General features: G+C 71.5%; 17 protein-coding genes and 2 pseudogenes. 4 read left to right on the forward strand and 15 right to left on the reverse strand.

The window, feature by feature from the left end:
* The 3 genes and pseudogenes from ACWEQO_RS32950 to nrdR all read right to left on the reverse strand — a co-directional run.
* Nucleotides 1-92 (reverse strand): annotated as a pseudogene (locus tag ACWEQO_RS32950) (DUF485 domain-containing protein); the annotation flags it as partial.
* Nucleotides 86-2980: pseudogene (locus ACWEQO_RS32955) on the reverse strand (vitamin B12-dependent ribonucleotide reductase); the annotation flags it as partial. The pseudogenes ACWEQO_RS32950 and ACWEQO_RS32955, both read right to left, overlap by 7 nt.
* Before the next feature lie 162 nt (nt 2981-3142).
* Complete coding sequence (gene nrdR, locus ACWEQO_RS32960) at nt 3143-3700, reverse strand: transcriptional regulator NrdR (protein ID WP_361461597.1); 558 nt, start codon at nt 3698-3700, stop codon at nt 3143-3145.
* A gap of 635 nt (nt 3701-4335) precedes the next feature.
* On the opposite strand from nrdR, the gene lexA reads away from it, so the two are divergent.
* Complete coding sequence (gene lexA / locus ACWEQO_RS32965) at nt 4336-5115, forward strand: transcriptional repressor LexA (RefSeq protein WP_361461595.1); 780 nt, start codon at nt 4336-4338, stop codon at nt 5113-5115.
* A gap of 151 nt (nt 5116-5266) precedes the next feature.
* Here the strand turns inward: lexA and ACWEQO_RS32970 are convergent, their stop codons facing one another.
* Nucleotides 5267-7291 (reverse strand): ATP-dependent DNA helicase, encoded by a 2025-nt coding sequence (locus ACWEQO_RS32970; RefSeq protein ID WP_452986265.1) that lies wholly within the window; start codon nt 7289-7291, stop codon nt 5267-5269.
* Nucleotides 7292-7654: 363 nt separating this feature from the next.
* On the opposite strand from ACWEQO_RS32970, the gene ACWEQO_RS32975 reads away from it, so the two are divergent.
* Nucleotides 7655-8866, forward strand: a complete 1212-nt coding sequence (locus ACWEQO_RS32975; RefSeq protein WP_452986266.1) for a hypothetical protein — start codon at nt 7655-7657, stop codon at nt 8864-8866.
* Between the two features lie 214 nt (nt 8867-9080).
* Here ACWEQO_RS32975 and hflX read toward each other — a convergent pair whose 3' ends face one another.
* The 6 genes from hflX to miaA all read right to left on the reverse strand — a co-directional run bounded on the left by hflX (nt 9081) and on the right by miaA (nt 17542).
* Nucleotides 9081-10577 (reverse strand): GTPase HflX, encoded by a 1497-nt coding sequence (gene hflX, locus ACWEQO_RS32980; protein WP_361461587.1) that lies wholly within the window; start codon nt 10575-10577, stop codon nt 9081-9083.
* A gap of 139 nt (nt 10578-10716) precedes the next feature.
* Nucleotides 10717-12420: a M1 family aminopeptidase gene (locus ACWEQO_RS32985; protein WP_452986267.1), complete on the reverse strand. Its 1704-nt coding sequence runs from the start codon at nt 12418-12420 to the stop codon at nt 10717-10719.
* Between the two features lie 130 nt (nt 12421-12550).
* On the reverse strand, nt 12551-14728 hold the full coding sequence (locus tag ACWEQO_RS32990) for a RelA/SpoT family protein (protein ID WP_452986268.1): 2178 nt from the start codon (nt 14726-14728) through the stop codon (nt 12551-12553).
* 300 nt (nt 14729-15028) lie between these two features.
* Nucleotides 15029-15922: a diaminopimelate epimerase gene (dapF, locus tag ACWEQO_RS32995; protein WP_452986269.1), complete on the reverse strand. Its 894-nt coding sequence runs from the start codon at nt 15920-15922 to the stop codon at nt 15029-15031.
* Nucleotides 15923-15976: 54 nt separating this feature from the next.
* A complete protein-coding gene (locus ACWEQO_RS33000) occupies nt 15977-16495 on the reverse strand; it encodes a hypothetical protein (protein ID WP_361461600.1) in 519 nt (172 codons plus the stop codon).
* A gap of 108 nt (nt 16496-16603) precedes the next feature.
* Nucleotides 16604-17542 carry a tRNA (adenosine(37)-N6)-dimethylallyltransferase MiaA gene (miaA, locus tag ACWEQO_RS33005; protein ID WP_361461578.1) on the reverse strand — a complete coding sequence of 313 codons (939 nt, stop codon included), beginning with the start codon at nt 17540-17542 and terminating at the stop codon, nt 16604-16606.
* Between the two features lie 112 nt (nt 17543-17654).
* On the opposite strand from miaA, the gene ACWEQO_RS33010 reads away from it, so the two are divergent.
* The gene (locus ACWEQO_RS33010; protein WP_361461575.1) at nt 17655-17924 is read left to right on the forward strand and encodes an antitoxin; all 270 of its coding nucleotides are present in this window, start codon (nt 17655-17657) and stop codon (nt 17922-17924) included.
* Between the two features lie 34 nt (nt 17925-17958).
* Here ACWEQO_RS33010 and ACWEQO_RS33015 read toward each other — a convergent pair whose 3' ends face one another.
* The 3 genes from ACWEQO_RS33015 to ACWEQO_RS33025 form a co-directional block, all read right to left on the reverse strand.
* Nucleotides 17959-18675 carry a class III extradiol dioxygenase subunit B-like domain-containing protein gene (locus ACWEQO_RS33015; RefSeq protein ID WP_452986270.1) on the reverse strand — a complete coding sequence of 239 codons (717 nt, stop codon included), beginning with the start codon at nt 18673-18675 and terminating at the stop codon, nt 17959-17961.
* Between the two features lie 89 nt (nt 18676-18764).
* Nucleotides 18765-20291 carry a tRNA (N6-isopentenyl adenosine(37)-C2)-methylthiotransferase MiaB gene (gene miaB, locus ACWEQO_RS33020; RefSeq protein ID WP_452986271.1) on the reverse strand — a complete coding sequence of 509 codons (1527 nt, stop codon included), beginning with the start codon at nt 20289-20291 and terminating at the stop codon, nt 18765-18767.
* Nucleotides 20292-20358: 67 nt separating this feature from the next.
* Nucleotides 20359-20766 (reverse strand): pyrophosphohydrolase domain-containing protein, encoded by a 408-nt coding sequence (locus tag ACWEQO_RS33025; protein ID WP_452986272.1) that lies wholly within the window; start codon nt 20764-20766, stop codon nt 20359-20361.
* Between the two features lie 166 nt (nt 20767-20932).
* Between ACWEQO_RS33025 and ACWEQO_RS33030 the strand changes: the two genes are divergently transcribed.
* On the forward strand, nt 20933-21928 hold the full coding sequence (locus tag ACWEQO_RS33030; RefSeq protein ID WP_452986273.1) for a TAXI family TRAP transporter solute-binding subunit: 996 nt from the start codon (nt 20933-20935) through the stop codon (nt 21926-21928).
* On the opposite strand, the gene ACWEQO_RS33035 is transcribed toward ACWEQO_RS33030, so the two are convergent.
* Together ACWEQO_RS33035 and ACWEQO_RS33040 are read right to left on the reverse strand one after the other, a co-directional pair.
* Complete coding sequence (locus tag ACWEQO_RS33035) at nt 21907-23340, reverse strand: sensor histidine kinase (RefSeq protein ID WP_452986274.1); 1434 nt, start codon at nt 23338-23340, stop codon at nt 21907-21909. The two genes, ACWEQO_RS33030 and ACWEQO_RS33035, sit on opposite strands and share 22 nt — an antisense overlap.
* Nucleotides 23341-23349: 9 nt before the next feature.
* Nucleotides 23350-24036 carry a response regulator transcription factor gene (locus ACWEQO_RS33040; protein WP_452986275.1) on the reverse strand — a complete coding sequence of 229 codons (687 nt, stop codon included), beginning with the start codon at nt 24034-24036 and terminating at the stop codon, nt 23350-23352.
* Between the last annotated feature and the right edge of the window lie 123 nt (nt 24037-24159).

A 24159-nucleotide genomic window follows, 5' to 3' on the forward strand; every position in this document is an offset into this window, starting at 1 on the left:
GCCACGTACCAGGCGCAGAAGACGGCGACCGCCGGGACCACGAACCTCCGGTAGCGGCTGCGCACTTCCCGGAACGCCGCGCTGCGCTGCACCCGCTGGTCGAGCCGCAGCCCTCGCAGATGTAGCAGGAGCCGGCCCGCTGCATCTTCGTGCCGCAGGAGAAGCAGAGCGGGGCGTCGGCCTGGATGCCCAGCTGCATCTCGACCAGTTCGGCGCTGGTGTGCGCCTGCTGCGGCGCGGGCTTGACCGCCTCCGCCTCGGCCTTCGGCGTGGCGACCGCCTTCAGGTCCTGGGTCCGCGGGGCGGACTGGGCCAGGCTCTCGACGTCGAGTTCGACCTCGTCGAGGGCCTGCTCGTAGGAACCGGTCTCGAGGTGGCGCTGACGCTCCTCGGCGGAGTGGATGCCGAGCGCGGAGCGCGTCTCGAAGGGCAGGAAGTCCAGTGCCAGCCGGCGGAAGATGTAGTCGACGATGGACTGCGCCATCCGCACGTCCGGGTCGTCCGTCATACCGGCCGGCTCGAAACGCATGTTGGTGAACTTCGAGACGTACGTCTCCAGCGGGACGCCGTACTGGAGGCCGACGGAGACCGCGATGGAGAAGGCGTCCATCATGCCCGCGAGGGTCGAGCCCTGCTTGGACATCTTCAGGAACACCTCGCCGAGCCCGTCGTCCGGGTAGGAATTGGCCGTCATGTAGCCCTCGGCTCCACCGACGGTGAAGGAGGTGGTGATGCCGGGACGCCCCTTCGGGAGACGCTTGCGGACCGGGCGGTACTCGACCACCTTCTCGACCGCGGCGCGGATCGTCTCCTCGGCCTTCTCGGTGACCTCCGCCTTCTCGTCCTTCTTCTTGGCGGAGAGCGGCTGGCCCACCTTGCAGTTGTCGCGGTAGATGGCGAGCGCCTTGACGCCCAGCTTCCAGGCCTCGAAGTAGATCTCCTCGACCTCTTCGACGGTCGCCGTCTCCGGCATGTTGACCGTCTTGGAGATCGCGCCGGAGATCCAGGGCTGGATCGCGGCCATCATGCGGACGTGGCCCATCGGGGAGATGGCGCGCTCGCCCATGGCGCAGTCGAACACCTCGTAGTGCTCGTGCTTGAGGCCGGGGGCGTTGATCACGTTGCCGTGGTCGGCGATGTGGGCGACGATCGCCTCGATCTGCTCCTCCTGGTAGCCCAGGCGGCGCAGGGCCTGCGGGACGGTGCCGTTGACGATCTGCATCGAACCGCCGCCGACCAGCTTCTTGAACTTGACCAGGGCGAGGTCGGGCTCGACACCGGTGGTGTCGCAGGACATCGCCAGACCGATGGTGCCGGTCGGGGCGAGCACGGACGCCTGGGAGTTGCGGAAGCCGTTCTTGTCGCCGAGGCGCACCACGTCCTGCCACGCCTCGGTGGCGGCGGCCCACACCGGGCTGTCCAGGTCGTCCATGCGCACGGCCGCGCCGTTGGCGTCGAAGTGCTGCTTCATGACGCGCTTGTGGGCGTCGGCGTTACGGGCGTAGCCGTCGTACGGGCCGACCACCGCGGCCAGTTCCGCGGAACGCCGGTAGGCGGTGCCGGTCATCAGCGAGGTGATCGCACCCGCGAGGGCGCGGCCGCCGTCCGAGTCGTAGGCGTGGCCGGTGGCCATCAGCAGGGCGCCGAGGTTGGCGTAGCCGATGCCGAGCTGGCGGAACGCGCGCGTGTTCTCGCCGATCTTCTGGGTGGGGAAGTCCGCGAAGCAGATCGAGATGTCCATCGCGGTGATGACCAGCTCGACGACCTTCTGGAAGCGCTCGGTCTCGAAGGACTGGGTGCCCTTGCCGTCGTCCTTGAGGAACTTCATCAGGTTCAGCGAGGCCAGGTTGCAGGACGTGTTGTCCAGGTGCATGTACTCGCTGCACGGGTTCGACGCGGTGATCCGGCCGGACTCGGGGCAGGTGTGCCAGTTGTTGATCGTGTCGTCGTACTGGATGCCCGGGTCGGCGCAGGCCCAGGCGGCCTCGGCGATCTTGCGGAAGAGCGCCTTGGCGTCGACCTCCTCGATGACCTCACCGGTCATCCTGGCCCGGAGACCGAACTGGCCGCCCTGCTGGACCGCGTTCATGAACTCGTCGTTCACGCGGACCGAGTTGTTGGCGTTCTGGTACTGGACGGAGGCGATGTCGTCGCCGCCCAGGTCCATGTCGAAGCCCGCGTCGCGCAGGACGCGGATCTTCTCCTCCTCCTTGACCTTCGTCTCGATGAACCCCTCGATGTCGGGGTGGTCCACGTCGAGAACGACCATCTTGGCGGCCCGGCGGGTGGCGCCGCCGGACTTGATGGTGCCGGCGGACGCGTCGGCGCCGCGCATGAAGGAGACCGGACCGGAGGCGTTGCCGCCGGAGGAGAGCAGCTCCTTGGAGGAGCGGATGCGGGAGAGGTTCAGGCCGGCGCCGGAGCCGCCCTTGAAGATCATGCCCTCTTCCTTGTACCAGTCGAGGATCGACTCCATGGAGTCGTCGACGGACAGGATGAAGCAGGCGGAGACCTGCTGGGGCTGCTTGGTGCCGACGTTGAACCAGACGGGGCTGTTGAAGCTGAAGATCTGGTGCAGCAGGGCGTAGGCCAGCTCGTGCTCGAAGATCTCGGCGTCGGCGGGCGACGCGAAGTACTTGTGGTCCTCGCCCGCCTTCCGGTACGTCTTCACGATGCGGTCGATCAGCTGCTTGAGGCCGGTCTCGCGCTGCGGGGTGCCCACGGCACCGCGGAAGTACTTGCTGGTGACGATGTTGACCGCGTTCACCGACCAGAACTCGGGGAACTCGACGCCACGCTGCTCGAAGTTGACCGAGCCGTCGCGCCAGTTGGTCATGACGACGTCACGGCGCTCCCAGACCACCTCGTCGTAGGGGTGGACCCCGGGAGTGGTGTGGATGCGCTCGACCCGCAGTCCCTTGCCGGGCTTGGTGCTCTTGGCCCGGGAACTCCGTGTCGGACCGCTCGCCGTCTCTGTCATGCCGCCTCCCTGTACGGGCGAAAACGCCCTGAAGTGCCCCGATGTTCCGGTGACACGGTTTTTGTCCAACGCCGCGGGCGCCCCACTGGCATCACCCGCAACAGATCTTCTCGTCGCCGCCGTCCGGCCGCGCCCGGCCGTCGGCCGGGCGGGGACCGCCGGTCAGCCGGCGGTCGGAGCGGGTTCCGGGACCTGGGCAGTCCCTCCGGACCCGCTGCCGTCTTCCCGGCTCCCCACGACAGCCCCTTCGCGGTCTCCGTCGTCCGCGCCGGAACGCCCCACCTGCCTGAGTTCCGCGATCGCGGCCTCGAAGTCCTCCAGCGACTCGAACGCCCGGTAGACGGACGCGAACCGCAGGTAGGCGACGAGGTCGAGCTCCTGCAGCGGACCGAGTATGGCCAGCCCCACGTCATGGGTGGTCAGCTCGGCGCTCCCGGTGGCCCGCACCGCCTCTTCGACCCGTTGGCCGAGCTGGGCGAGCGCGTCCTCGGTGACGGGACGCCCCTGGCACGCCTTGCGCACACCGTTGATGACCTTGGTGCGACTGAACGGCTCGGTGACCCCGGACCGCTTGACCACCATGAGCGAGCACGTCTCCACGGTCGTGAAACGACGGGAGCAGTCAGGGCACTGGCGGCGCCTGCGGATCGACGTGCCGTCGTCGGTCGTACGACTGTCGACGACCCGGCTGTCGGAGTGCCTGCAGAAAGGGCAGTGCATGAAATCCCAACCCTCCCTCACAGCAGACTCCATGGCCCCACGAGGCCTGCCCGGCCTCACGAAGCTGCTCCAGCATAGGCGATCTCCGGGGGCCTCAAGACCCGGGGGACCACAACTTCTGGGTAGCTAGTGCAATCCAACCACTAGATGTGGGGATTGGCTCATACATGCACTCCCGTACGCGTGTCACTCGAATCCGGGCACCCGACGCCCGGCCGAGCCCTCGCACAGCCGCCCGCACGGCCCCTGTGCGGGGCGCCTTCCCCGCCGCCGGGGCTCGCAGCCGCGCGTCGCCCCGACGCGCCGATCACACCGACACGCGGGGAGAGCGGGGGACGTCGCACCCGCGGAGAGGAGCGCGCACGCGGCTCCCGAAGGGGGCGGGGCCGCCCCGTGCCGCGGGACGCCCGGTGGCAGACTGGCCCGGCGACCGGGGGGCCGTCACCTCGACGGCGGGAAGTCCGGCCGGGAAGCACATCACAGGTCCGGCCGTCCGACGGAACCCTCGCCGCCAATACACCTCAGCACGCGATCCCATAACGTAATTCGCGATTTTTCACTCGAACGTGTGTTTGGCGCAACCTTTCGAAAGCTACTACCGTTGTCCTGCAGGGAGACCATCGAGAGGGGCCGACGTGACCACCACCGCCGACAGCGCCAGCATCGCTGCCCAGGACCGCTCGCCGGGCCGGCTCGAGCCGGTGCATGCGATGAGCGAAACCGCGCATCCCGAGGGACCCAAGCGCTCCCTGCCGGGCCGACCTCCCGGCATCCGGGCGGACAGCTCCGGACTCACCGACCGCCAGCGCCGGGTCATCGAAGTCATCAGGGACTCGGTGCAGCGCCGCGGCTATCCGCCGTCGATGCGCGAGATCGGCCAGGCGGTCGGCCTCTCCAGCACGTCATCCGTGGCGCACCAGCTGATGGCTCTGGAGCGCAAGGGATTCCTGCGTCGCGACCCGCACCGCCCCCGCGCCTACGAGGTGCGCGGCTCCGACCAGGCCGCCTCCGTGCAGCCCGCGGACACCGCGGGCAAGCCGGCCGCGTCGTACGTCCCCCTGGTGGGCCGTATCGCCGCCGGTGGCCCCATCCTCGCCGAGGAGTCGGTCGAGGACGTCTTCCCTCTCCCCCGGCAACTCGTCGGTGACGGCGAGCTGTTCGTCCTGAAGGTGATCGGCGACTCCATGATCGAGGCCGCGATCTGCGACGGCGACTGGGTCACGGTCCGCCGCCAGCCCGTCGCCGAGAACGGTGACATCGTGGCGGCGATGCTCGACGGCGAGGCCACCGTCAAGCGCTTCAAGCGCGAGGACGGCCACGTCTGGCTCATCCCGCACAACGCGGCCTACGAGCCGATCCCGGGCGACGACGCGACCATCCTGGGCAAGGTGGTGGCCGTTCTGCGCCGCGTCTGAGTCCGGCGCGGGGCCGCTCCAGTCCGGCCCCGCCCTCCGACCGGGCCCCGGGACCCCTGCGCCGGTTCCGGGGCCCTGTGCTGTCCGGGCCGTTCGGGCCATCCGGACCGTTCGGCTCTGTGGCCGCGATCCGTGACAGGCCGACCCGCTGTCACTCCACCTCCACCGGTGCTTCCGCCCCGGTCTCGGCCCGCTTCGCCGCCTCGTCGATCGCGGCCAGGGATTTCCTGACCTGGTTCCGGTCCGTGGTGAACCAGAAGTCGGGCAGCGAGGCCTTCAGATAGCTTCCGTAGCGGGCCGTCGCCAGCCGCTGGTCCAGTACGGCGACCACACCGCGGTCGCCCGTGGCCCGGACGAGACGGCCGGCGCCCTGCGCCATCAGCAGTGCCGCGTGGGTGGCGGCGACCGCCATGAAGCCGTTGCCGCCCGCCTCCTCCACGGCCTTCTGGCGGGCGCTCATCAACGGGTCGTCCGGGCGCGGGAACGGGATCTTGTCCATGACGACAAGTTGGCAACTGGGGCCGGGCACATCGACGCCCTGCCAGAGCGACAACGTGCCGAACAGGCAGGTCTTGGGGTCGGCCGCGAAGTTCTTGATCAGTTCGCCGAGCGTCTCCTCGCCCTGGAGGAGGATCGGGAACTCCGGGATCCGGGAACGTAGTTCCTCGGCGGCGAGCTGGGCGGCCCGCATCGAGGAGAACAGCCCCAGGGTGCGGCCGCCCGCCGCCTGGATCAGCTCGGTGAGCTCGTCCAGCATGTCCGCGCGGTCGCCGTCACGGGCCGGGCGCGCCAGGTGCTTCGCGACGTAGAGGATGCCCTGCCGGGGGTAGTCGAACGGCGAGCCGACGTCGACGCCCTTCCACTGCGGCAGGTCGTCCCCTTCGGCGCCCTCGGGGCCGAGCCCCAGGGAGGCCCCCACGCCGTTGAAGTCGCCGCCCAGTTTCAGGGTCGCGGACGTCAGGACCACGGAGCGGTCGGTGAAGAGCTTCTCGCGCAGCAGACCGGAGACGGACATGGGGGCGACCCGCAGAGAGGCGCCGCTGTGCCGGTATGCGGCTCCGCCGCGGGGCTCGTGGCGCTCGTACCAGACGACGTCCCACTCGGAGCCGTTGGTGATCCGCTCCGCCACGTCGTGCACGCTCTCCACCGAGGCCAGCGCCTGTTTGCGGACCGCGTCCTCGTCCTGGACGGACTTGTCGCGGGTGTTCCCGATGGCGGAGATGACGGTCCGGCACGCGTCGCGCAGCGCCATGAGCGCGTATCCGAGGTCCTCCGGGATCTCCTCCAGTCGGCCGGGGAGGGCCAGCTCCATCAGGCGTTCGAAGCCTTCGGCCGCGGTCTGCAGCTGGTCGGCGGCCTTCTCGTCGACGAGTTTCGCGGCACGGCGCACCGCCCGGTTGACCTGGCCGGGGGTGAGCTCCCCCGTGGCGACCCCGGTGACCCGGGAGACCAGTTCATGGGCCTCGTCGACGATCAGCACCTCGTGCTGCGGGAGCACCGGAGCGCCCTCGATCGCGTCGATCGCGAGGAGTGCGTGGTTGGTGACGACGATCTCGGCCAATTTGGCCCGCTCACGGGCCGTCTCCGCGAAGCACTCAGCGCCGTAGGCGCACTTCGTGGCGCCCAGGCACTCCCGGGACGACACCGACACCTGGGACCAGGCCCGGTCGGAGACGCCCGGCGTGAGGTCGTCCCGGTCGCCGGTCTCCGTCTCGTCCGCCCAGTCACGCAGGCGCAGCAGGTCCTGGCCCAGCTTGCTGGTGGGGGCGGCCGCCTCGAACTGGTCGAAGAGGCCCTCCTCCTCGTCCTGCGGTACGCCTTCGTGGAGACGGTGCAGGCACAGGTAGTTGGAGCGGCCCTTGAGCATCGCGAACTCCGGGCGGCGGCGCAACAGCGGATGCAACGCCTCCACCGCGCGCGGAAGGTCGCGCTCCACGAGCTGGCGCTGCAGGGCCAGCGTCGCCGTCGCCACGACGACTCTCTCCCCCTGGGCGAGCGCGGGCACCAGATAGCCGAGCGACTTTCCGGTGCCGGTGCCGGCCTGGACCAGCAGATGAGAGGCGTCGTCGATCGCCTCGGCGACGGCTTCGGCCATGGTCACCTGGCCGGGGCGCTCCGTGCCGCCGACGGCGGTGACGGCGGCGTGCAGGAGTTCAGGGAGTGAGGGCTTCGTCATAGCGCGACCACCCTACGGCCCGGCACCGACAATCATGCCCTCCGTGACCGCCGGGAAGGCGCCGGAGCCGGGCCGGACGGAGCGATCCCGCCACGAAGTCCGTTGAATCCGGAGGTCGTTGCTCCTCTCACGGGGGACGACGGACCGTGCCCGGTGAGGCGTCACAGCGGTGGGGCCCGGAGACCGGCCAGGTCAGAACGCTCGTAGCGAAACCGTTGCCCCTCCGTCGGTCGTCCCGCACAGCGAGCGCATAGTCTGTGGTGCCGTTCCCGGTGATCGTGTGTTCGCTCCGTACTCCGCTCGAGTCCAGGATGTGAGCACGGCCGAAGCACCACGTTCGTCCACAGCAGGGGGAGTCAGATCATGCGATCCATACGGCCGTCGTCCACCACTCGCCGAAGCGGGAGGACGCGCCGCGGAACCTCCCGCGTGCTGACCGCCCTCGCGCTCGCCTCGGTGCTCGCGCTCACGGCGACCGCCTGCGGTTCGAGCGAGGACACCGCGGCCGACGACGCCGCCGCGGCCGGCGACGGCAAGATCACGATTCCGGACGACATCAAGGACCGGCTCAAGGAGCACGGGATCGATGTCGACAAGTGGCGGAACGGCGAGTGGAAGAACTGGGACCAGGACGACTGGCTGCGTGAGGCCAACGACTACATCAACCCGATCATCGAGGGCCTGTGGGACCCGGAGCGCATGCGGGACGCGGAGGAGCCGGAGCAGGAGGTCGACGAGAGCGACATCTCCGGCGACCAGGGGGTGACCGACCCGACGCCGGAGCCGGTGCAGGCGCAGGCCGTGCCGCCTTCCTACCACGCCAACGCCCCCACGGCCGGCAAGGTGTTCTTCGACTCCCCGGAGGGCACCATGGTGTGCTCCGCCACCGTGGTGCAGGACCCCGCCAACCCGGGCAAGTCCAACATGGTGTGGACGGCCGGCCACTGTGTGCACGCCGGCAAGGAGGGCGGCTGGTACCGCAACATCGCCTTCGTGCCGTCGTACAACGACGCGGGCAGGCCGACGGCGGAACTCGAGGGCGTCGCCAAGGAGGAGGTCGCTCCGTACGGCGTCTGGTGGGGTGACTGGGCGCAGACCTCCGACCAGTGGATCGAGCAGGGCGGTTCGACCGGTGGCGACGGCGCCTCGTACGACTTCGCGGTCATCCATGTGACGCCGGAGAAGGGCGGCGACGGCAAGTCGCTGGAGGAGACGGTCGGTTCGGCGCTGCCGGTGGACTTCAACGCCCCGGCGGCACCCGACGTGGAGAGCATGACCGCGACCGGTTACCCGGCCGGGACTCCGTACGACGGCCAGAAGCTGTTCAGCTGCGAGGACCGGCCGGGCCGGCTCTCGCTCCACACGTCCGAGCCGACGATGTACCGGATCGGATGCAGCATGACGGCCGGTTCGTCCGGTGGCGGCTGGGTCGCGGCGGGCTCGGACGGCAAGCCCGCTCTGGTGTCCAACACCTCCATCGGCCCGGTGACCTCGGGCTGGCTGGCCGGTCCCCGGCTGGGCGAGGAGGCCAAGGGCGTCTACGACGCGGTCAGCGACAAGTTCGCCGGACAGTGACCGAGGTGCCCGCTCCCGTGTGCTCCGCGCGCCCGGGGCGGGCGTCGGTCCGCTCGACGTCACCCGGCCCGCGGGCCCGCGGCCGGGCCGGGACGCCGGGTCGTCGTGCCGGAACTCGGGCAGGACCCACGGCGGCCGGTGACCGCACACGCGGACGGCCCGCCCCCTGCCGGAGCAGGGGGCGGGCCATCGCGTCACACCGCGGGCCGCCGGCTCAGTGGGCGGCCGACGTGAGGAGGTACGGCGTGAGTTCCGCCGCCAGTTCCTCGTGCACCCGCACCTTGATCAGGGTGCCCTCCGGGGTGTGCTCCTCGGAGATCACCTCGCCCTCGTCATGGGCGCGGGCGACCAGCTTGCCGTGCGTGTACGGCACGAGCGCCTCGATCTCCACCGCCGGGCGGGGCAGCTCGTCGTCGATGTAGGCGAGCAGTTCCTCGATGCCCTGCCCGGTGCGGGCCGAGACCGCGATGGAGCGCTTCTCCGTCCGCAGCAGCCGCTGGAGTGTCAGCGGGTCGGCCGCGTCGGCCTTGTTGATCACGACGATCTCGGGCACGTCGGTGGCGCCGACGTCCCTGATCACCTCGCGCACGGCAGCCAGCTGCTCCTCCGGAGCGGGGTGCGCACCGTCCACCACGTGCAGGATCAGATCGGCGTCGCCGACCTCCTCCATGGTGGAGCGGAACGCCTCGACCAGATGGTGCGGCAGATGGCGGACGAAACCGACGGTGTCGGCCAGCGTGTAGAGCCGTCCGCTCGGTGTCTCGGCCCGGCGCACGGTCGGGTCGAGGGTCGCGAACAGGGCGTTCTCGACCAGTACGCCCGCGCCCGTGAGGCGGTTGAGCAGGGAGGACTTGCCCGCGTTGGTGTAGCCCGCGATGGCGACGGACGGCACCTTGTTGCGCCGGCGTTCCTGGCGCTTGATGTCGCGGCCGGTCTTCATCTCCGCGATCTCCCGGCGCATTTTCGCCATCTTCTCGCGGATCCGGCGCCGGTCGGTCTCGATCTTGGTCTCACCGGGGCCGCGGGTGGCGAGCCCGCCGCCCGTGCCGCCGCCCATCTGCCGGGACAGCGACTGACCCCAGCCGCGCAGCCTCGGCAGCATGTACTGCATCTGTGCGAGCGCGACCTGCGCCTTGCCCTCTCGGGACTGGGCGTGCTGGGCGAAGATGTCCAGGATCAGGGCCGTGCGGTCGACGACCTTGACCTTGACGACGTCCTCGAGGTGGATCAGCTGGCCGGGGCTCAGCTCACCGTCGCAGACGACCGTGTCGGCGCCCGTCTCGAGGACGATGTCACGCAGCTCCCCGGCCTTGCCGGAGCCGATGTAGGTCGCCGCGTCGGGCTTGTCCCGACGCTGGATCATGCCGTCGAGCACCAGCGCGCCCGCCGTCTCCGCCAGGGCCGCGAGCTCCGCGAGGGAGTTCTCGGCGTCCTGCGCGGTTCCCGATGTCCACACGCCGACGAGCACGACCCGCTCCAGACGGAGCTGCCGGTACTCGACCTCGGTGACGTCCTCGAGTTCGGTGGAGAGGCCTGCAACGCGGCGCAGGGACGCGCGCTCGGTGCGGTCGAACTGGTCGCCGTCCCGCTCTCCGTCGATCTCGGGGCTCCAGGCGACGTCCTCTTCCATCAGGGCATCGGCCCGGAGGCCCTCGGGGTAGGTCTGCGCGAGGCGCTTGGTGTCCTGGGAAGGGGAAGAAGAGGAGGTCATTGGGTCCTTACGTCGATGGGATGCCGCAGGTGGCGGCGGAGTGCGGCCGTCACCCTTCACAACGCACGAGCCTGCCGGGAGATTCCCGTCACCCGCGCCGCGGCGACCTGACGATGGTGACACGGCACGGGGCGTCTCGTCATCGTGTTTGTTCCCGGTCCCCGCCCGGTCGATGCTCGACCGGCGCGAGCGGTCTCGTAAACCCGGCGCCGGACTCGGTCGCAGAGGTCGTGGACCTCCAGTCCGGGTGGCCGGGCATCGGCGGGGTCTTCGAGTCGTAGAGCCAGGGCTCCAGGAATTCCGCCAGGTCCCGTTCCGCGACCTCGGAGGCGAGCCGGACGAAGTCGGCGGTGGTGGCCGTGCCGTTCCGGTGGTGGGTCACCCAGAGACGTTGCAGGCGTTCGAAGGCGGTGCGGCCGATCTCCTCGCGCAGGGCGTACAGCACGAGCGCGGCTCCGGCGTAGACGTTCGGCCTGAAGATGCCGATCTTCTGGCCGGGTTCCGGGGCCTTGGGGGCGGCCGGGGGTCCGCCCTGCGCGCGCCAGCGGTCGGAGGCCTCGTAGGCGGCCTTCATCCGGGCGTCGAGGGACGGGCCGGACCTCTCCTGCGCGTACAGCGCCTCGTACCAGGTGGCGTGTCCCTCGCCGAGCCACAGGTCGGACCAGGTGCGAGGACTGACGCTGTTGCCGAACCACTGGTGGGCGAGCTCGTGCATCATGATCGACTCGACGTACCACGCGGGGGCGCCGGGCTCGGTGAACAAGTCCCTCTCGAAGAGGGAGAGCGTCTGGGTCTCGAGTGCGAAGCCGGTGGAGGCGTCGGCCATGAGCAGGCCGTACGTCTCGAAGGGGTAGCGGCCGACCCTGGCCTCCATCCAGGCGATCTGGTCGGGAGTCCTCGCCAGCCACGGTTCGAGCTCCTCGCGGTGTCTCGTGGGCACGACGTCGCGCAGCGGCAGCCCCTGCGGACCGGTGCGGTGCAGGACCGTGGAGCGGCCGATGGACACCTGGGCGAGTTCGGTGGCCATGGGGTGCAGGGTGCGGTACGTCCAGGTGGTCGCTCCGCGGGCGCGGTCCACACCGGCCGGCCGGCCGTTGGCGACGGCCGTGTGCCCCTCGGGGGCGGTGATGCGGAAGGTGAACATCGCCTTGTCGGACGGGTGGTCGTTGCACGGGAACACCAGGTGCGCGGCGTCGGCCTGGTTGGCCATGGCGAGGCCGTCCGCGGTGCGCACCCAGCCGCCGTCGCGGCCCTCGGCCGGCACCGGATCGCTGGTGTGCCGCACGGTGATGCGGGTCCGTTCGCCCGCGTCCAGGCCGCCCTCGGGCGTGATCACGAGGTCCTCCCCGGCAGTGGTGAAGGCGGCCGGGGCCCCGTCGACCTCGACCGAGCGGACCGTGCCGTGGGCGAAGTCGAGGTTGATCCGGTCCAGGTCCGCGGTCAACCGGGCGACGATCGTCGTGGTGGCCTGGAGCGCCTTGTCGTTGGCGCCGGGATAGCTGAGGGCCAGGTCGTACGAGGCCACGTCGTACCCGGGGTTGCCCAGGTGCGGGAAGAGGCGGTCGCCGATGCCCAGCGGCGTGGCCGGGGCACTCGCGGCGAGGAGGCAGACGGAGACGGCCGACGCGAGCAGCGCGGCGGACGTCCGTCGTGGACGGCCACGGGGCACCACGGCGCGGGCGGTCGCGCCGTGAGCGGACGGACCGGGGACGGACGGACCGGGGACGGACGGGCCGGGAACGGACGGGCCGGGAACGGACGGGCCGGGAACGGACGGACGGTCGGAGGCCGGAAGGTCGGAGGCCGGGCCGGGAGCGGTCGGGACGTGGGGAGTGGGCGGCATGGCCCACGGCTACCAGTGCGCACGGACGCCTCGGCGACGGCGCGCTCCCGCCCCACCCGATCGGGTGGGCCCACGGCGGGGCATTCGGACGGCGGGACACACGGCGGCGGAGCCGCCCGCGCGTGTGCCGTCAGGCGCCCTGGGGCTGCGGCTTGGCCCGGCTCACGTCGTACACACCGGCCACGTTGCGCATCGCGCGCATGAGGGCGGGCAGGTGCGCGGCGTCGGGCAGCTGCACGGTGTACGTGTGCCGCACCTGCTGCTGGGTCGGCGGCTCGACGGTCGCGGAGACGATCTCGGCGCCTTCCAGGGCCATGGCCTCGGTGAGGTCCGCGAGCAGGTGCGGCCGGACGAACGATTCGGCGACCAGCGTGACCCGGCACTCGGCCCCCTCCCCCCAGTGCACGCCGACCTCCGCGCGCCCCGCGTTCTTCATCCGCGCCACCGCGGCGCACTCGACCCGGTGCACGGTGACCGCGCCCCCGCGCACGGCGAAGCCGGTCACCTCGTCGTCCGGTACGGGCGTACAGCAGCCGGCCAGCCGTACGGTCGCGCCGGGCCGGTCGGCCAGGACCTGGGCGCCGGTGGAGGGGCCGGGCGCCACGGCGGGCTCGTCGGCGGGGCGGGGGGCCCACCGGGCCTCCTCGGACCGGGCCTCCTCGGACCGGGCCTCTTCGGACCGGGCGGCCGGCGGGTCGCTCCGTTCGGGGTGGGCGGTCAGCCAGCGCTGAATGGCGATCCGCGCGGCAGGCGTGTGGGCGTGCTCCAGCCACTGTCTGGAGGGCTCGGAGGCGGGATCCTGTCCCATCAGGAGCTGGACGGTGTCCCCGTCCCTCAGCGTGGTGCTCAGCGTCGCCAGACGGCCGTTGACGCGGGCGCCGATGCACGCGTGCGCGTCCTCCCCGTACTGCGCGTACGCGGCGTCCACGCAGGTCGCCCCGTCGGGCAGGCCGATCGTGCCGCCGTCGGGGCGGAACACGGTGATCTCGCGGTCCTGGGCGAGGTCCTCGCGCAGGGTGGACCAGAAGGTGGCGGGGTCGGGTGCGCCGCGCTGCCACTCCAGGAGCCGGGAGAGCCAGCCGGGCCGGGTCGGGTCGACGCGCTCGCCGTCGCTCGCGGACTGTTCCTCGGCCGGGGCGGCGTACGGGTTGCCCAGGGCGACGACGCCGGCCTCGGCGACCTTGTGCATCTGGTGGGTCCGGATGAGGACTTCGACGACCTGGCCGTCGTCCCGGGCGACCGCGGTGTGCAGCGACTGGTACAGGTTGTACTTGGGCACGGCGATGAAGTCCTTGAACTCCGAGACGACCGGCGTCAGGCAGGTGTGCAGCTCACCCAGGACCCCGTAGCAGTCGGCGTCCTCGTTCACCAGCACCAGCAGACGGCCGAAGTCTGCGCCGCGCAGCGGGCCGCGTTTGCGGGACACCCGGTGCACGGAGACGAAGTGGCGGGGGCGGATGCGGACCTCGGCGGGGATGTCCGCCTCGCGCAGCACCGCGCGCACCTCGTCGGCGACCTCGGCGAGCGGGTCGTCCGGGCGGGAGGCGTTGCGGAGGATCAGCTCGCGTGTGTGCTCGTTCTCCTCGGGGTGCAGGATCGCGAAGACCAGGTCCTCGAGCTCCGTCTTGAGCGCCTGGACCCCGAGCCGCTCGGCGAGGGGGATGAGCACGTCCCGGGTCACCTTGGCGATGCGCTCCTGTTTCGCGGGGCGCATGACGCCGAGGGTGCGCATGTTGTGCAGCCGGTCGGCGAGCTTGATCGACATCACGCGGACGTCGTTGCCGGTGGCGACGAGCATCTTGCGGAAGGTCTCGGGTTCGGCCGCGGCGCCGTAGTCGACCTTCTCGAGCTTGGTGACGCCGTCGACGATGTAGCCGACCTCCTCACCGAACTGCTCCCGGACCTGATCGAGCGTCACCTCCGTGTCCTCGACGGTGTCGTGGAGCAGGGATGCCGTCAAGGTCGTGGTCTCGGCGCCGAGTTCGGCGAGGATCAGGGTCACGGCGAGCGGGTGGGTGATGTACGGCTCGCCGCTCTTGCGCATCTGGCCGCGGTGCGAGGACTCGGCCAGGAGATAGGCCTGGCGCAGGGGTTCGAGGACGGCGTCGGGATGGTGGGCGCGATGGGCGTCGACCACATGGCCGATGGCGTCGGGGAGCCGGTCGCGGGAGGCGGGGCCGAGCAGCGCGGCACGGCCCAGTCGGCGCAGGTCGAGCCGGGGGCGGGCCTTCCTGCGGGCCCCTGCGGGCGTGGCGTGCCCCGAGGTCGCAGGGCTTGGGGTCGCAGGATTCACGGCCTCCGCGTTCATGGGCACCTCCGGCTGCGTCGACCGGCGTACGGGCGTGCCCCAGGGCGGACTCGGGCGCAGGGGTCGGCGTTCGTCCCCCGTCCGGGCCGGTGCTTGATGCTACCGACCCCGGCCCGTGCGACCGACCGCCTCCCGCCGAGCGTGAAACGGATCACTCCATCGAGCGAAGCCCGGCACTGCGGCGGTTTCAGGCCACGGGACCGGCGGCGCACCGTGCTCTCGAAGCCGGAACCCGCCCCGCACCCCGCGGATGCCGGCTTCCCGCCCCCGCGCGTCTGGGATACCGAGCCGGCCCGCACTTCAGCGGGGCAGGCTCTCCAGCCACTCCGCCTCGATCACTCCCTCGGCGACGATCACCGCGGGTCCGGTCATCTCGATCTCGCCGTCGGGCCGTTCGGTGATCACCAGGGTGCCGCCGGGCACATCCACGGTGTACGTCACCGGGGTGCCGGTGACGCTCGGGTCGGCGCCGTCCCGGCGGGCGGTGGCCACCGCGACAGCGCAGGCGCCCGTGCCGCACGAGCGGGTCTCACCGGCCCCGCGCTCATGGACGCGCAGCGCCACGTGCCGCGGACCCCGGTCCGCCACGAACTCGACGTTGACGCCGTCCGGATAGGCCGAGGCGGGGCTGTAGGAGGGCGCGGTGAACAGATCGCCGGCCTGCGCGAGGTCGTCCACGAAAACCACGGCGTGCGGGTTGCCCATGTTCACGTTCCGCGCCGGCCGACTGCGCCCGTCGACGCTCACGGTGACGTCGCCGTCGGGGAGCAGGGCCCGGCCCATGCCGACGGTGATGTCACCCTCGGCGGAGCCGCCACCGGACCCGGCCTTGGCGATGTGCACCGTCTTCACACCCCCGCGCGTGGCGACCGCGACGTCCCCCTCGGCCACGTGCCCCGCCCGCTGGAGGTAGCGCGCGAACACCCGCACCCCGTTGCCGCACATCTCGGCGATCGAGCCGTCGCCGTTGCGGTAGTCCATGAACCACTCGGCCTCGGCGGCCAGGTGCCGTGCCTCGGGATGCGCCGCGGAGCGCACCACGTGCAGCAGTCCGTCGCCGCCGACGCCCGCACGGCGGTCGCACAGGGCCGCGACGACGGCGGGGGGCAGGTCGATGGCGTTCTCGGGGTCCGGGACGATCACGAAGTCGTTCTCGGTGCCGTGCCCCTTGAGGAAGGCGATCCGCGTGCTCATCCCTCGATCGTACGGGGTGGCCACGAGGGCCCGTCCCCGCCGGTCCCGCGGGCGTCAGCGGAGGCGGGCCACCCGCCAGACGGCCAGCGCCACCACCGCGGCGACCAGCACGGCGTAGGCGGCCACGACCCGCCAGTCGGGTCTGCGTCCGGTGCTCCGGGCCGGCAGCCCCGGCCAGGTGTGGCCCACCCTGCGGGCGGCCACCATGCCCCAGCCGGCCGCGCAGGAGCAGATCAGCAGGCCCAGCATGGCGATCACCGCGCCGCTGTCGCCGAAGTCGAAGGCGAGCGGGAACGCGAACATCAGCGAGCCGAGCGCGGCCAGGCCGACGATGGGCGCGAGCTGCCAGAGGCGCAGCCGGCGCTGCGGGCGCAGCTCGACCTCGACCTCGTCGCCGCCCGCGAACATCTCGTCCGGCTCGGGACCGTCGTCGGTCACTCCGCCCTGCGTCTCGTCCGGCCCGTCGGGGCTGAGACGGTCGGGGTCGAGACGCTCGGGTTCCCGCCCCGGCGCACCCTGCTCGGTGGTGAGGCGTTCGGTGCCGTGTGCGGTGTCGCGAGGGCCGGCCTCCATCGCCACGCGCCCTCCCAACTTGGACTCCACTTGGTCGATCGAAGCTCGATGATGGCACGGCGTCAGAGGCCCGGATGACGGCCTGGGCGTCCCGATGCCATGACGTGATCAGGCTGTAACCGGTCGTTCGACCAATGACATCGCGAGCTGCGGAAGTTCCCCGAGGTCCGCCGCGGCCCCACTCAACCAGTGCACCCGCGGATCGCGCCTGAACCATGAATCCTGACGGCGCGCGAAGCGCTTCGTGGCACGCACGGTCTCCGACCGCGCCTCCTCCAGGGTGCACTCCCCGGCGAGCGCCGCGAGGACCTGCTGGTAGCCGAGCGCACGCGAGGCCGTACGCCCCTCACGCAACCCCTGCGCCTCCAGTGCGCGCACCTCGTCCACCAGACCCGCCTCCCACATCCGGTCGACCCGGCCGGCGATGCGCTCGTCGAGTTCGGGACGGGCCACGTCGACGCCGATCTGCAGGGTGTCGTAGACCGAGTCGTGGCCGGGGAGGTTGGCGGTGAAGGGACGGCCGGTGATCTCGATCACCTCGAGCGCCCGGACGATGCGGCGGCCGTTGCTCGGCAGGATGGCCCGCGCGGCCTCGGGGTCCGCGGCGGCCAGGCGGGCGTGCAGCGCGCCGGAGCCCCGCAGGGTGAGCTCCTCCTCCAGGCGCGACCTGACGTCGGGGTCGGTGCCGGGGAACTCGAGGTGGTCGACGGCCCCGCGGACGTAGAGGCCGGACCCCCCGACCAGGACGGGCCAGCGTCCGTCGGCGAGCAGGGCGTCGATCCGCTCCCGGGCCAGACGCTGGTACTCGGCGACGGAGGCGGCGACGGTCACGTCCCAGATGTCCAGGAGGTGGTGCGGGACTCCCCCGCGCTCCTCGGGCGTCAGCTTGGCGGTGCCGATGTCCATACCCCGGTAGAGCTGCATGGAGTCGGCGTTGACCACCTCACCGCCGAGTTGCCGGGCCAGGAACACGCCCAGATCGGACTTTCCTGCTGCGGTGGGACCGACGACGGCGATGACCCGGGGGCCGGAGGATGCGCTGCTCACCGGTCCAGTCTCGCAAACGCCGCAACCGGGCGGGACAGCCTCCACCCGAGTACCGTATGAAGTGGATATGGGCGTTTTCGCACATGAAGCGCAGCGCGAGGGAAGGTGGACCATGGGTCTCCTGGACAACATGAAGGCCAAGCTGGGACCTGCCAAGGACAAGGTCTCGCACCTCGCGCAGCAGCACGAGGACAAGATCCAGCACGGGCTGGACAAGGCCGCGAAGACCGTCGACAAGCGGACCAAGGGCAAGTACAGCGACAGGATCCAGACGGGCACGGGCAAGGCCAAGCACGCCATGGACCGGCTCGCCCACAAGAACGACCCCGGTCCGGACGCGGGCGGCACCACGCCGCAGGCCGGGCCGCCGCCCACTTCCTGAGCGCGGTACGGCGACGGAGACGGACGGCCGGCGGCTACGACCAGGTGGCCACGAGGTAGCCCACCCCGTACGGTGCGTCCTCGTACAGCAGGCGGCCCTTCAGGGCGGCGCCCTCGGCCGCGCCCGCGAGGACCTGCCAGGGCGCCCGGCCGGAGACCATGAGTGCGCGCGCCAGGCCGCCGTCCAGCGCCCCCAGGGCCGCCGTGTCGGCCGCACCCAGGGCCCGTGCGGCCTCCGCGTCGAAGGGCGCCGCCCGCTCGTCGAGGTAGCCGGGGGCCTTGAGCGTGCGGCAGGCGCTGGCGTCGCCCATCACCAGCAGCGCCACCCGCTCCGTACCGGCGGCGAGGTCCCTTCCCTCCCGGACGCACCGCTCGGCCGGGAGGGATTCCCCCACAGCGAGTCCCTCGACCGGGAGGTCCGCCCAGCCGGCCCGCTCCAGCAGCCAGGCTCCCACCGCGAGCCCGGGGGGAAGCTCCCGTCCGGTAGCCGTGCCCCGGTCCCTGCCGAGCCGCACGCCGAGATCGACCCCGAAGCCGCGGAAGGACCCCGTGCTGCCCTCCGGGTGGCGCTCGGGCCCCGCGCCGCTCGGCGACGGGCCGACGACCACGAGCCGGTCGGGACGGGCGGCGGCGAGCACGCCGATCGCGTCCGTGCACGCGGCCCGCGCGGCGTCCAGTTCGTGGGCGGCGCCCACGGCGACCTCGGACACGAGGAGCGGCGGGCAGGGGCAGACTGCGGCGGCGACCATCATGATCGGCAGCGTAGCCCGCGCGGGCCGCCCGCGAGTCTCCGGCCGGTCGCCGTCAGTCGCCGCCCGCTGTCAGTCGCCGCAGTCCGCCGTCAGTCGCAGCCGCAGCCGCTCGCCGCGGCCGGCAGGGGTTCGGGCGCACCGATCTTCGGCAGGCCCAGCATCACACCCGCCGACCGGTCCGGCCGGGCCGCTTTCTCCACGTTCCGCTTCTCCCAGGCGTCACCCGCGCGCGTGCGGCGCACGTTCAGGGTGGGCCCCTCGGCGAGAAGGTGGTGGGGGGCCGCGTAGGTGATCTCGACGGTCACGACGTCGCCGGGACGGACCTCCTGCTCCGGCTTGGTGAAGTGCACCAGGCGGCTGTCCCGGGCGCGGCCGGAGAGTCGGTGGGTGGCGTCGTCCTTGCGGCCCTCCCCTTCGGCCACCATCAGTTCCAGGGTCCGGCCGACCTGCTTCTTGTTCTCCTCCCAGGAGATCTCCTCCTGGAGGGCGACGAGCCGCTCGTAGCGCTCCTGGACGACCTTCTTGGGGATCTGGCCGTCCATCTCGGCGGCCGGGGTGCCCGGTCGCTTGGAGTACTGGAAGGTGAAGGCCTGCGCGAAGCGGGCCTCGCGCACCACGTGCAGGGTCTGCTCGAAGTCCTCCTCGGTCTCCCCGGGGAAGCCCACGATGATGTCGGTGCTGATCGCCGCGTGCGGGATGGCGGCACGGACCTTCTCGATGATGCCGAGGTAGCGCTCCTGCCGGTACGAACGGCGCATCGCCTTCAGCACCGCGTCCGAGCCGGACTGGAGCGGCATGTGGAGCTGCGGCATCACGTTGGGCGTCTCGGCCATGGCGGCGATGACGTCGTCGGTGAAGTCGCGCGGGTGCGGAGAGGTGAAGCGGACGCGCTCCAGGCCCTCGATGCTCCCGCAGGCCCGCAGCAGCTTGCTGAACGCCTCCCGGTCGCCGATGTCGGAGCCGTACGCGTTGACGTTCTGGCCGAGCAGGGTGATCTCCGAGACGCCCTCGGCGACCAGGGCCTCGATCTCGGCGAGGATGTCGCCGGGACGCCGGTCCTTCTCCTTGCCGCGCAGTGCCGGGACGATGCAGAAGGTGCAGGTGTTGTTGCAGCCGACGGAGATGGAGACCCAGGCCGCGTAGGCGCTCTCGCGGCGGGTCGGCAGCGTGGACGGGAATGCCTCCAGCGACTCGGCGATCTCGACCTGCGCCTCCTCCTGGACGCGGGCGCGCTCCAGGAGGACCGGCAGCTTGCCGATGTTGTGCGTGCCGAAGACGACGTCCACCCAGGGGGCCCGCTTCACGATGGTCTCGCGGTCCTTCTGCGCGAGGCAGCCGCCGACCGCGATCTGCATGCCGGGGCGCTGCGCCTTCTTCGGGGCGAGGTGGCCGAGGTTGCCGTAGAGCTTGTTGTCGGCGTTCTCCCGCACGGCGCAGGTGTTGAAGACGACGACGTCCGCGTCGCCGTCGGCGCCCTCGGGGGCGCGGACGTAGCCCGCGTCCTCCAGCAGTCCGGACAATCGCTCGGAGTCGTGGACGTTCATCTGGCACCCGTAGGTGCGGACTTCGTAGGTGCGCGTGCCGCCCACTGACTGGCTCCGGTCGATGCTGCTCATGCCCTACAGGGTATGCGCTCGCCACGACACGCCGGGACGGCGGAGCGGGCCCCGCCCGGGGCCCGGCTCAGGCCTCCGTGCCCGGCGTCCATCCCTGTCGGCGCAGCACCCTGGACACGTCCGGGGCCTCGTAGTGGTCGCCCTTGAGGACCTTGCCGTCGAAGCGGCGGCTGATCCGGCCGTCGGGGCCCCGCTTGGTCATGTTGGAACGGTGGATCTCGGAGATCACCGCGTCGAGGTCGATCCCGTGGACGAGCGCCGTGCCGTAGGCGACGTAGACGACATCGGCCAGTTCGTGCGCGAGCCGGTCGAGCGGGCCGTGCACCGCCACCTCCGCGACCTCGGCGGCCTCCTCGGCGAGCAGTTCGCCGCGGTGGGCGGCGAGTTCCGGGGAGACCTCGGCCGGTGTCTCGCGCACGTCCAGCCCGAAGGCGCGGTGGAACTCACGGACCAGGTCGGCGGGCGAAGCGCTCATGCCGCGACTGTAGCGGCCTCCCCCGGCGGTCCCGGCACTCCCGACGGTCCCGACGGTCCCGACGGTCCCGGTCGCGTCGTCCGGTCCGTCGCACTGTCCGCCTTCCCGCCGGGTATGTGCGCTCTGCCCTGGTCAGCGGGGTGTGCGGGCTGGCAGGATCGCGCCCATGTCCAACGCGCTGTCCCGTATCGGCAGGCGCCGGGTCCTGCGGGGCGCGGTCGCCTGCTTCGTGGCGCTCGGACTGCTGCTGTGGTGGCTGGCCCCCTGGAAGGAGGAGCCGCCCCGTGGGACGGTCACCCTGAGCACGGGGACCCGCGCGGGGGTGTACCAGAAGTACGGTGAGCTGCTGCGCACCTCGCTCAGCAGAGACATGCCGGACCTCGAGGTGCGGCTGCTGACGAGCGACGGGTCGCAGGAGAACGTGCGCCGGGTGGCGACCGGAGAGGCCGACTTCGCGATCACGGCGGCCGACGCGGTGGAGGCGTACCGGCTGAGCGACCGGCGCGGTGCCGACCGGCTGCGCGGAGTCGCCCGTCTCTACGACGACTACGTGCAGCTGGTGGTCCCGCCCGGTTCCGACATCCGTTCCGTCGCCGATCTGCGGGGGAAAAGGGTCGCCATCGGGCCGCCCAAGTCGGGGGTGCGGCTCATCGCGAACCAGGTGCTCAGGGCGGCGGGCATCGATCCGGAGCAGGACATCAGACCCTCCGCGGACGGTATAGACACCGGCCCTGGACGGCTCGGGCGGGGGCTGGACGCGTTCTTCTGGTCGGGCGGGCTGCCCACGGACGGCCTGCAGACGCTGTCCGAGGACTCCAGGCTGCGGTTCGTGCCGATCACGGCCGACCTGGTCGCCCAGCTCCATCGGCAGAGCGGTGCCACGCGGCACTACCGGGCCACCAACATGCCGGAGTCGGCCTACCCCCGCAGCCAGCGCGGTGCGACCGTCCCGACGATGGCCGTCTCCAATCTGCTGATCACACGGACGGACACGGACCCGCGGCTCACCGAATGGCTGACCCGGATCGTGCTCAAGAGCCGGGACCGCATCGGGAAAGAAGTCCACTCCGCCCAGCTGGTCGACGTGCGCACCGCCATCTACACCGATCCGCTCCGGCTGCACGACGGTGCACGCCGGTACTACCGGTCTGTCAAGCCCTGACCGGTGACCGCCCCCGCGGGAGCGCTCCGCGGCACCGTCACCGTCACCGTCAGCCCGTGCGGCTCGTGGCGGTCGTACGCGATCGAGCCGCCGCCCGCCGTGAGCAGGGCCCGGGCGATGGACAGGCCGAGGCCCGAGCCCTTGACGTTCTGGTGCCGTCCGCTGCGCCAGAAGCGGTCCCCGACGCGGGCCAGCTCCTCGTCGTTCAGACCGGGGCCGTGGTCGGTGACGACGACGGTGGAGGTGTCACCGTTGGAGGAGACGGCCACCTCGACGTTCTCGCCCTCCGGCGTGAACTTCACCGCGTTGTCGATGACCGCGTCCAGCGCGCTGGACAGGGCCACCGGGTCGGCCCACGCCGTGGTCGGCGGGCAGTCCCCGGCCAGCAGGACCCCCTTGGCCTCGGCGGTGGGCGACCACGCCGCCACCCGTTCGGCGACCAGGGCACCGATGTCGGTGATCTCAAGCTGGGCCTCGCTGTGCTCGGCCAGAGCCAGGTCGAGCAGGTCGTCCAGGACGTGCGCCAGCCGCCTGCCCTCCGCCTGGACCGAGGCGATCTCCTCGTTGCCGTCGGGCAGTTCCAGGGCGAGCAGTTCGATGCGCAGCAGCAACGCCGAGAGCGGGTTGCGCAGCTGGTGCGAGGCGTCGGCGACGAAGGCGCGCTGCTGTTCCAGCACGCCCTCGACGTTGTCCGCCATCTCGTTGAAGGACCGGGCGAGCCGACGGAGTTCCGGCGGCCCGCCGGCCACCGCGACCCTGGACTTCAGCCGCCCGGTGGCGATGTCGTGGGTGGTGGCGTCCAGGACCCGTACGGGCTTGAGCACCCAGCCGGTCAGCCGCAGGGCCGCGCCGACGGCCAGCAGCATCGCCGCCCCCTCGCCCGCCGCGATGACCAGCCAGCCCTGGAGGATGCGTGAGCGCATCTGCCCGGTGGGCGAGTCGGTGACGACGACCGCGACGACGTCGCCGTCCCGGATGACCGGCGAGGCCACCACCAGGCTGTGCTGCTCCCAGGGCCACACCTGCTCGGGATCATGGCTGCGGCGGCTGAGGAGCGCCTCCTGGAAGGCCTCGCGCACCTCGCCCGTCCTGGGCAGGAGCCAGTCGTCCGGCGCGTGTGCCATCGGGAGGTCGCTGCGGTAGAAAACGCCGGCCCGGATGCCGTACACCTCGTGGTAGCTGCGGAGCTCGCTGCTGAGGGTCTTCCGGCGCTCGTCGATGTCGTCGGTCACGGGGTCGACCGGCTCGGTGACGAACTGGGCGAGGGCCGCGAAGCGCGCCGTGTCGTCGATCCGGTCGACGACGACCTGTTGCTGCTGCGCACGCGCCAGACTGACGGCGAGCGGAATCCCGAGCGCGAGCAGTACGGCCGCCATCAGGACGATGAGCAGCGGCAGCAGACGTGTGTGCACCCGGCCACGCTATGCCGCGGGCTCGACGAGCCGGTAGCCGACTCCGCGTACCGTCTCGATGAGGGCCGGCATGCGCAACTTGGCGCGCAGGGAGGCGACATGCACTTCCAGAGTGCGTCCCGTCCCCTCCCAACTGGTGCGCCACACCTCGCTGATGATCTGCTCGCGGCGGAAGACGACCCCGGGCCGCTGGGCGAGCAGGGCCAGCAGATCGAACTCCTTGCGGGTCAGCTGGACGACCGCACCGTTCACGCTGACCCGCCGGGTCGGCAGCTCGATGTGCACGGGGCCGAGACGCAGCCCGGCCTCGCCGGCGGCGACGGCGTCCTCCTGGGCGGTGCGCCGGCTGACGGCGTGGATCCGGGCGAGCAGCTCGCCCGTGTCGTACGGCTTGACCACGTAGTCGTCGGCGCCGAGGTTGAGTCCGTGGATGCGGGAGCGCACGTCGGAACGGGCGGTGACCATGATCACCGGAGTGCCGGTGCGTTTGCGGATCTTGCCGCAGACCTCGTAGCCGTCCTGATCGGGCAGGCCCAGGTCGAGGAGGACCACGCCGAAGCCGTCGGCCTCGGGGACGAGCGCCCGGAGTGCTTCCTCTCCGTTGCGCGCGTGGGTGACGTCGAATCCGTGCCTCGTCAGAATCGCCGACAGGGCGGCGGCGACGTGGTTGTCGTCCTCGACGAGCAGCAGTCTCATCCGGTCCCCCTTCGGTTCATCGCCCGTACGATCCAGTTGTGTACAAAGCCGTCTGTATGCAAAACCGTCTGTGCGCGAAAATCTGTGCACGAAAACGTGTGCACGCGCGCGTGCACCTTGCAG

The sequence above is a fragment of the Streptomyces sp. NPDC004051 genome (genome assembly GCF_053604275.1).

What these genes read in the sequence shown, in the direction of transcription:
- miaB (WP_452986271.1), bottom strand. Translation starts at nt 20,291, where the DNA reads ATGAGCAGCATCGACCGGAGCCAGTCAGTGGGCGGCACGCGCACCTAC.
- ACWEQO_RS32985 (WP_452986267.1), bottom strand. Translation starts at nt 12,420, where the DNA reads ATGCCGCCCACTCCCCACGTCCCGACCGCTCCCGGCCCGGCCTCCGAC.
- ACWEQO_RS32990 (WP_452986268.1), bottom strand. Translation starts at nt 14,728, where the DNA reads ATGAACGCGGAGGCCGTGAATCCTGCGACCCCAAGCCCTGCGACCTCG.
- ACWEQO_RS32970 (WP_452986265.1), bottom strand. Translation starts at nt 7,291, where the DNA reads ATGACGAAGCCCTCACTCCCTGAACTCCTGCACGCCGCCGTCACCGCC.
- ACWEQO_RS32975 (WP_452986266.1), top strand. Translation starts at nt 7,655, where the DNA reads ATGCGATCCATACGGCCGTCGTCCACCACTCGCCGAAGCGGGAGGACG.
- hflX (WP_361461587.1), bottom strand. Translation starts at nt 10,577, where the DNA reads ATGACCTCCTCTTCTTCCCCTTCCCAGGACACCAAGCGCCTCGCGCAG.
- ACWEQO_RS33025 (WP_452986272.1), bottom strand. Translation starts at nt 20,766, where the DNA reads ATGAGCGCTTCGCCCGCCGACCTGGTCCGTGAGTTCCACCGCGCCTTC.
- nrdR (WP_361461597.1), bottom strand. Translation starts at nt 3,700, where the DNA reads ATGCACTGCCCTTTCTGCAGGCACTCCGACAGCCGGGTCGTCGACAGT.
- ACWEQO_RS33015 (WP_452986270.1), bottom strand. Translation starts at nt 18,675, where the DNA reads ATGATGGTCGCCGCCGCAGTCTGCCCCTGCCCGCCGCTCCTCGTGTCC.
- ACWEQO_RS33000 (WP_361461600.1), bottom strand. Translation starts at nt 16,495, where the DNA reads ATGGAGGCCGGCCCTCGCGACACCGCACACGGCACCGAACGCCTCACC.
- ACWEQO_RS33030 (WP_452986273.1), top strand. Translation starts at nt 20,933, where the DNA reads ATGTCCAACGCGCTGTCCCGTATCGGCAGGCGCCGGGTCCTGCGGGGC.
- ACWEQO_RS33010 (WP_361461575.1), top strand. Translation starts at nt 17,655, where the DNA reads ATGGGTCTCCTGGACAACATGAAGGCCAAGCTGGGACCTGCCAAGGAC.
- dapF (WP_452986269.1), bottom strand. Translation starts at nt 15,922, where the DNA reads ATGAGCACGCGGATCGCCTTCCTCAAGGGGCACGGCACCGAGAACGAC.
- ACWEQO_RS33040 (WP_452986275.1), bottom strand. Translation starts at nt 24,036, where the DNA reads ATGAGACTGCTGCTCGTCGAGGACGACAACCACGTCGCCGCCGCCCTG.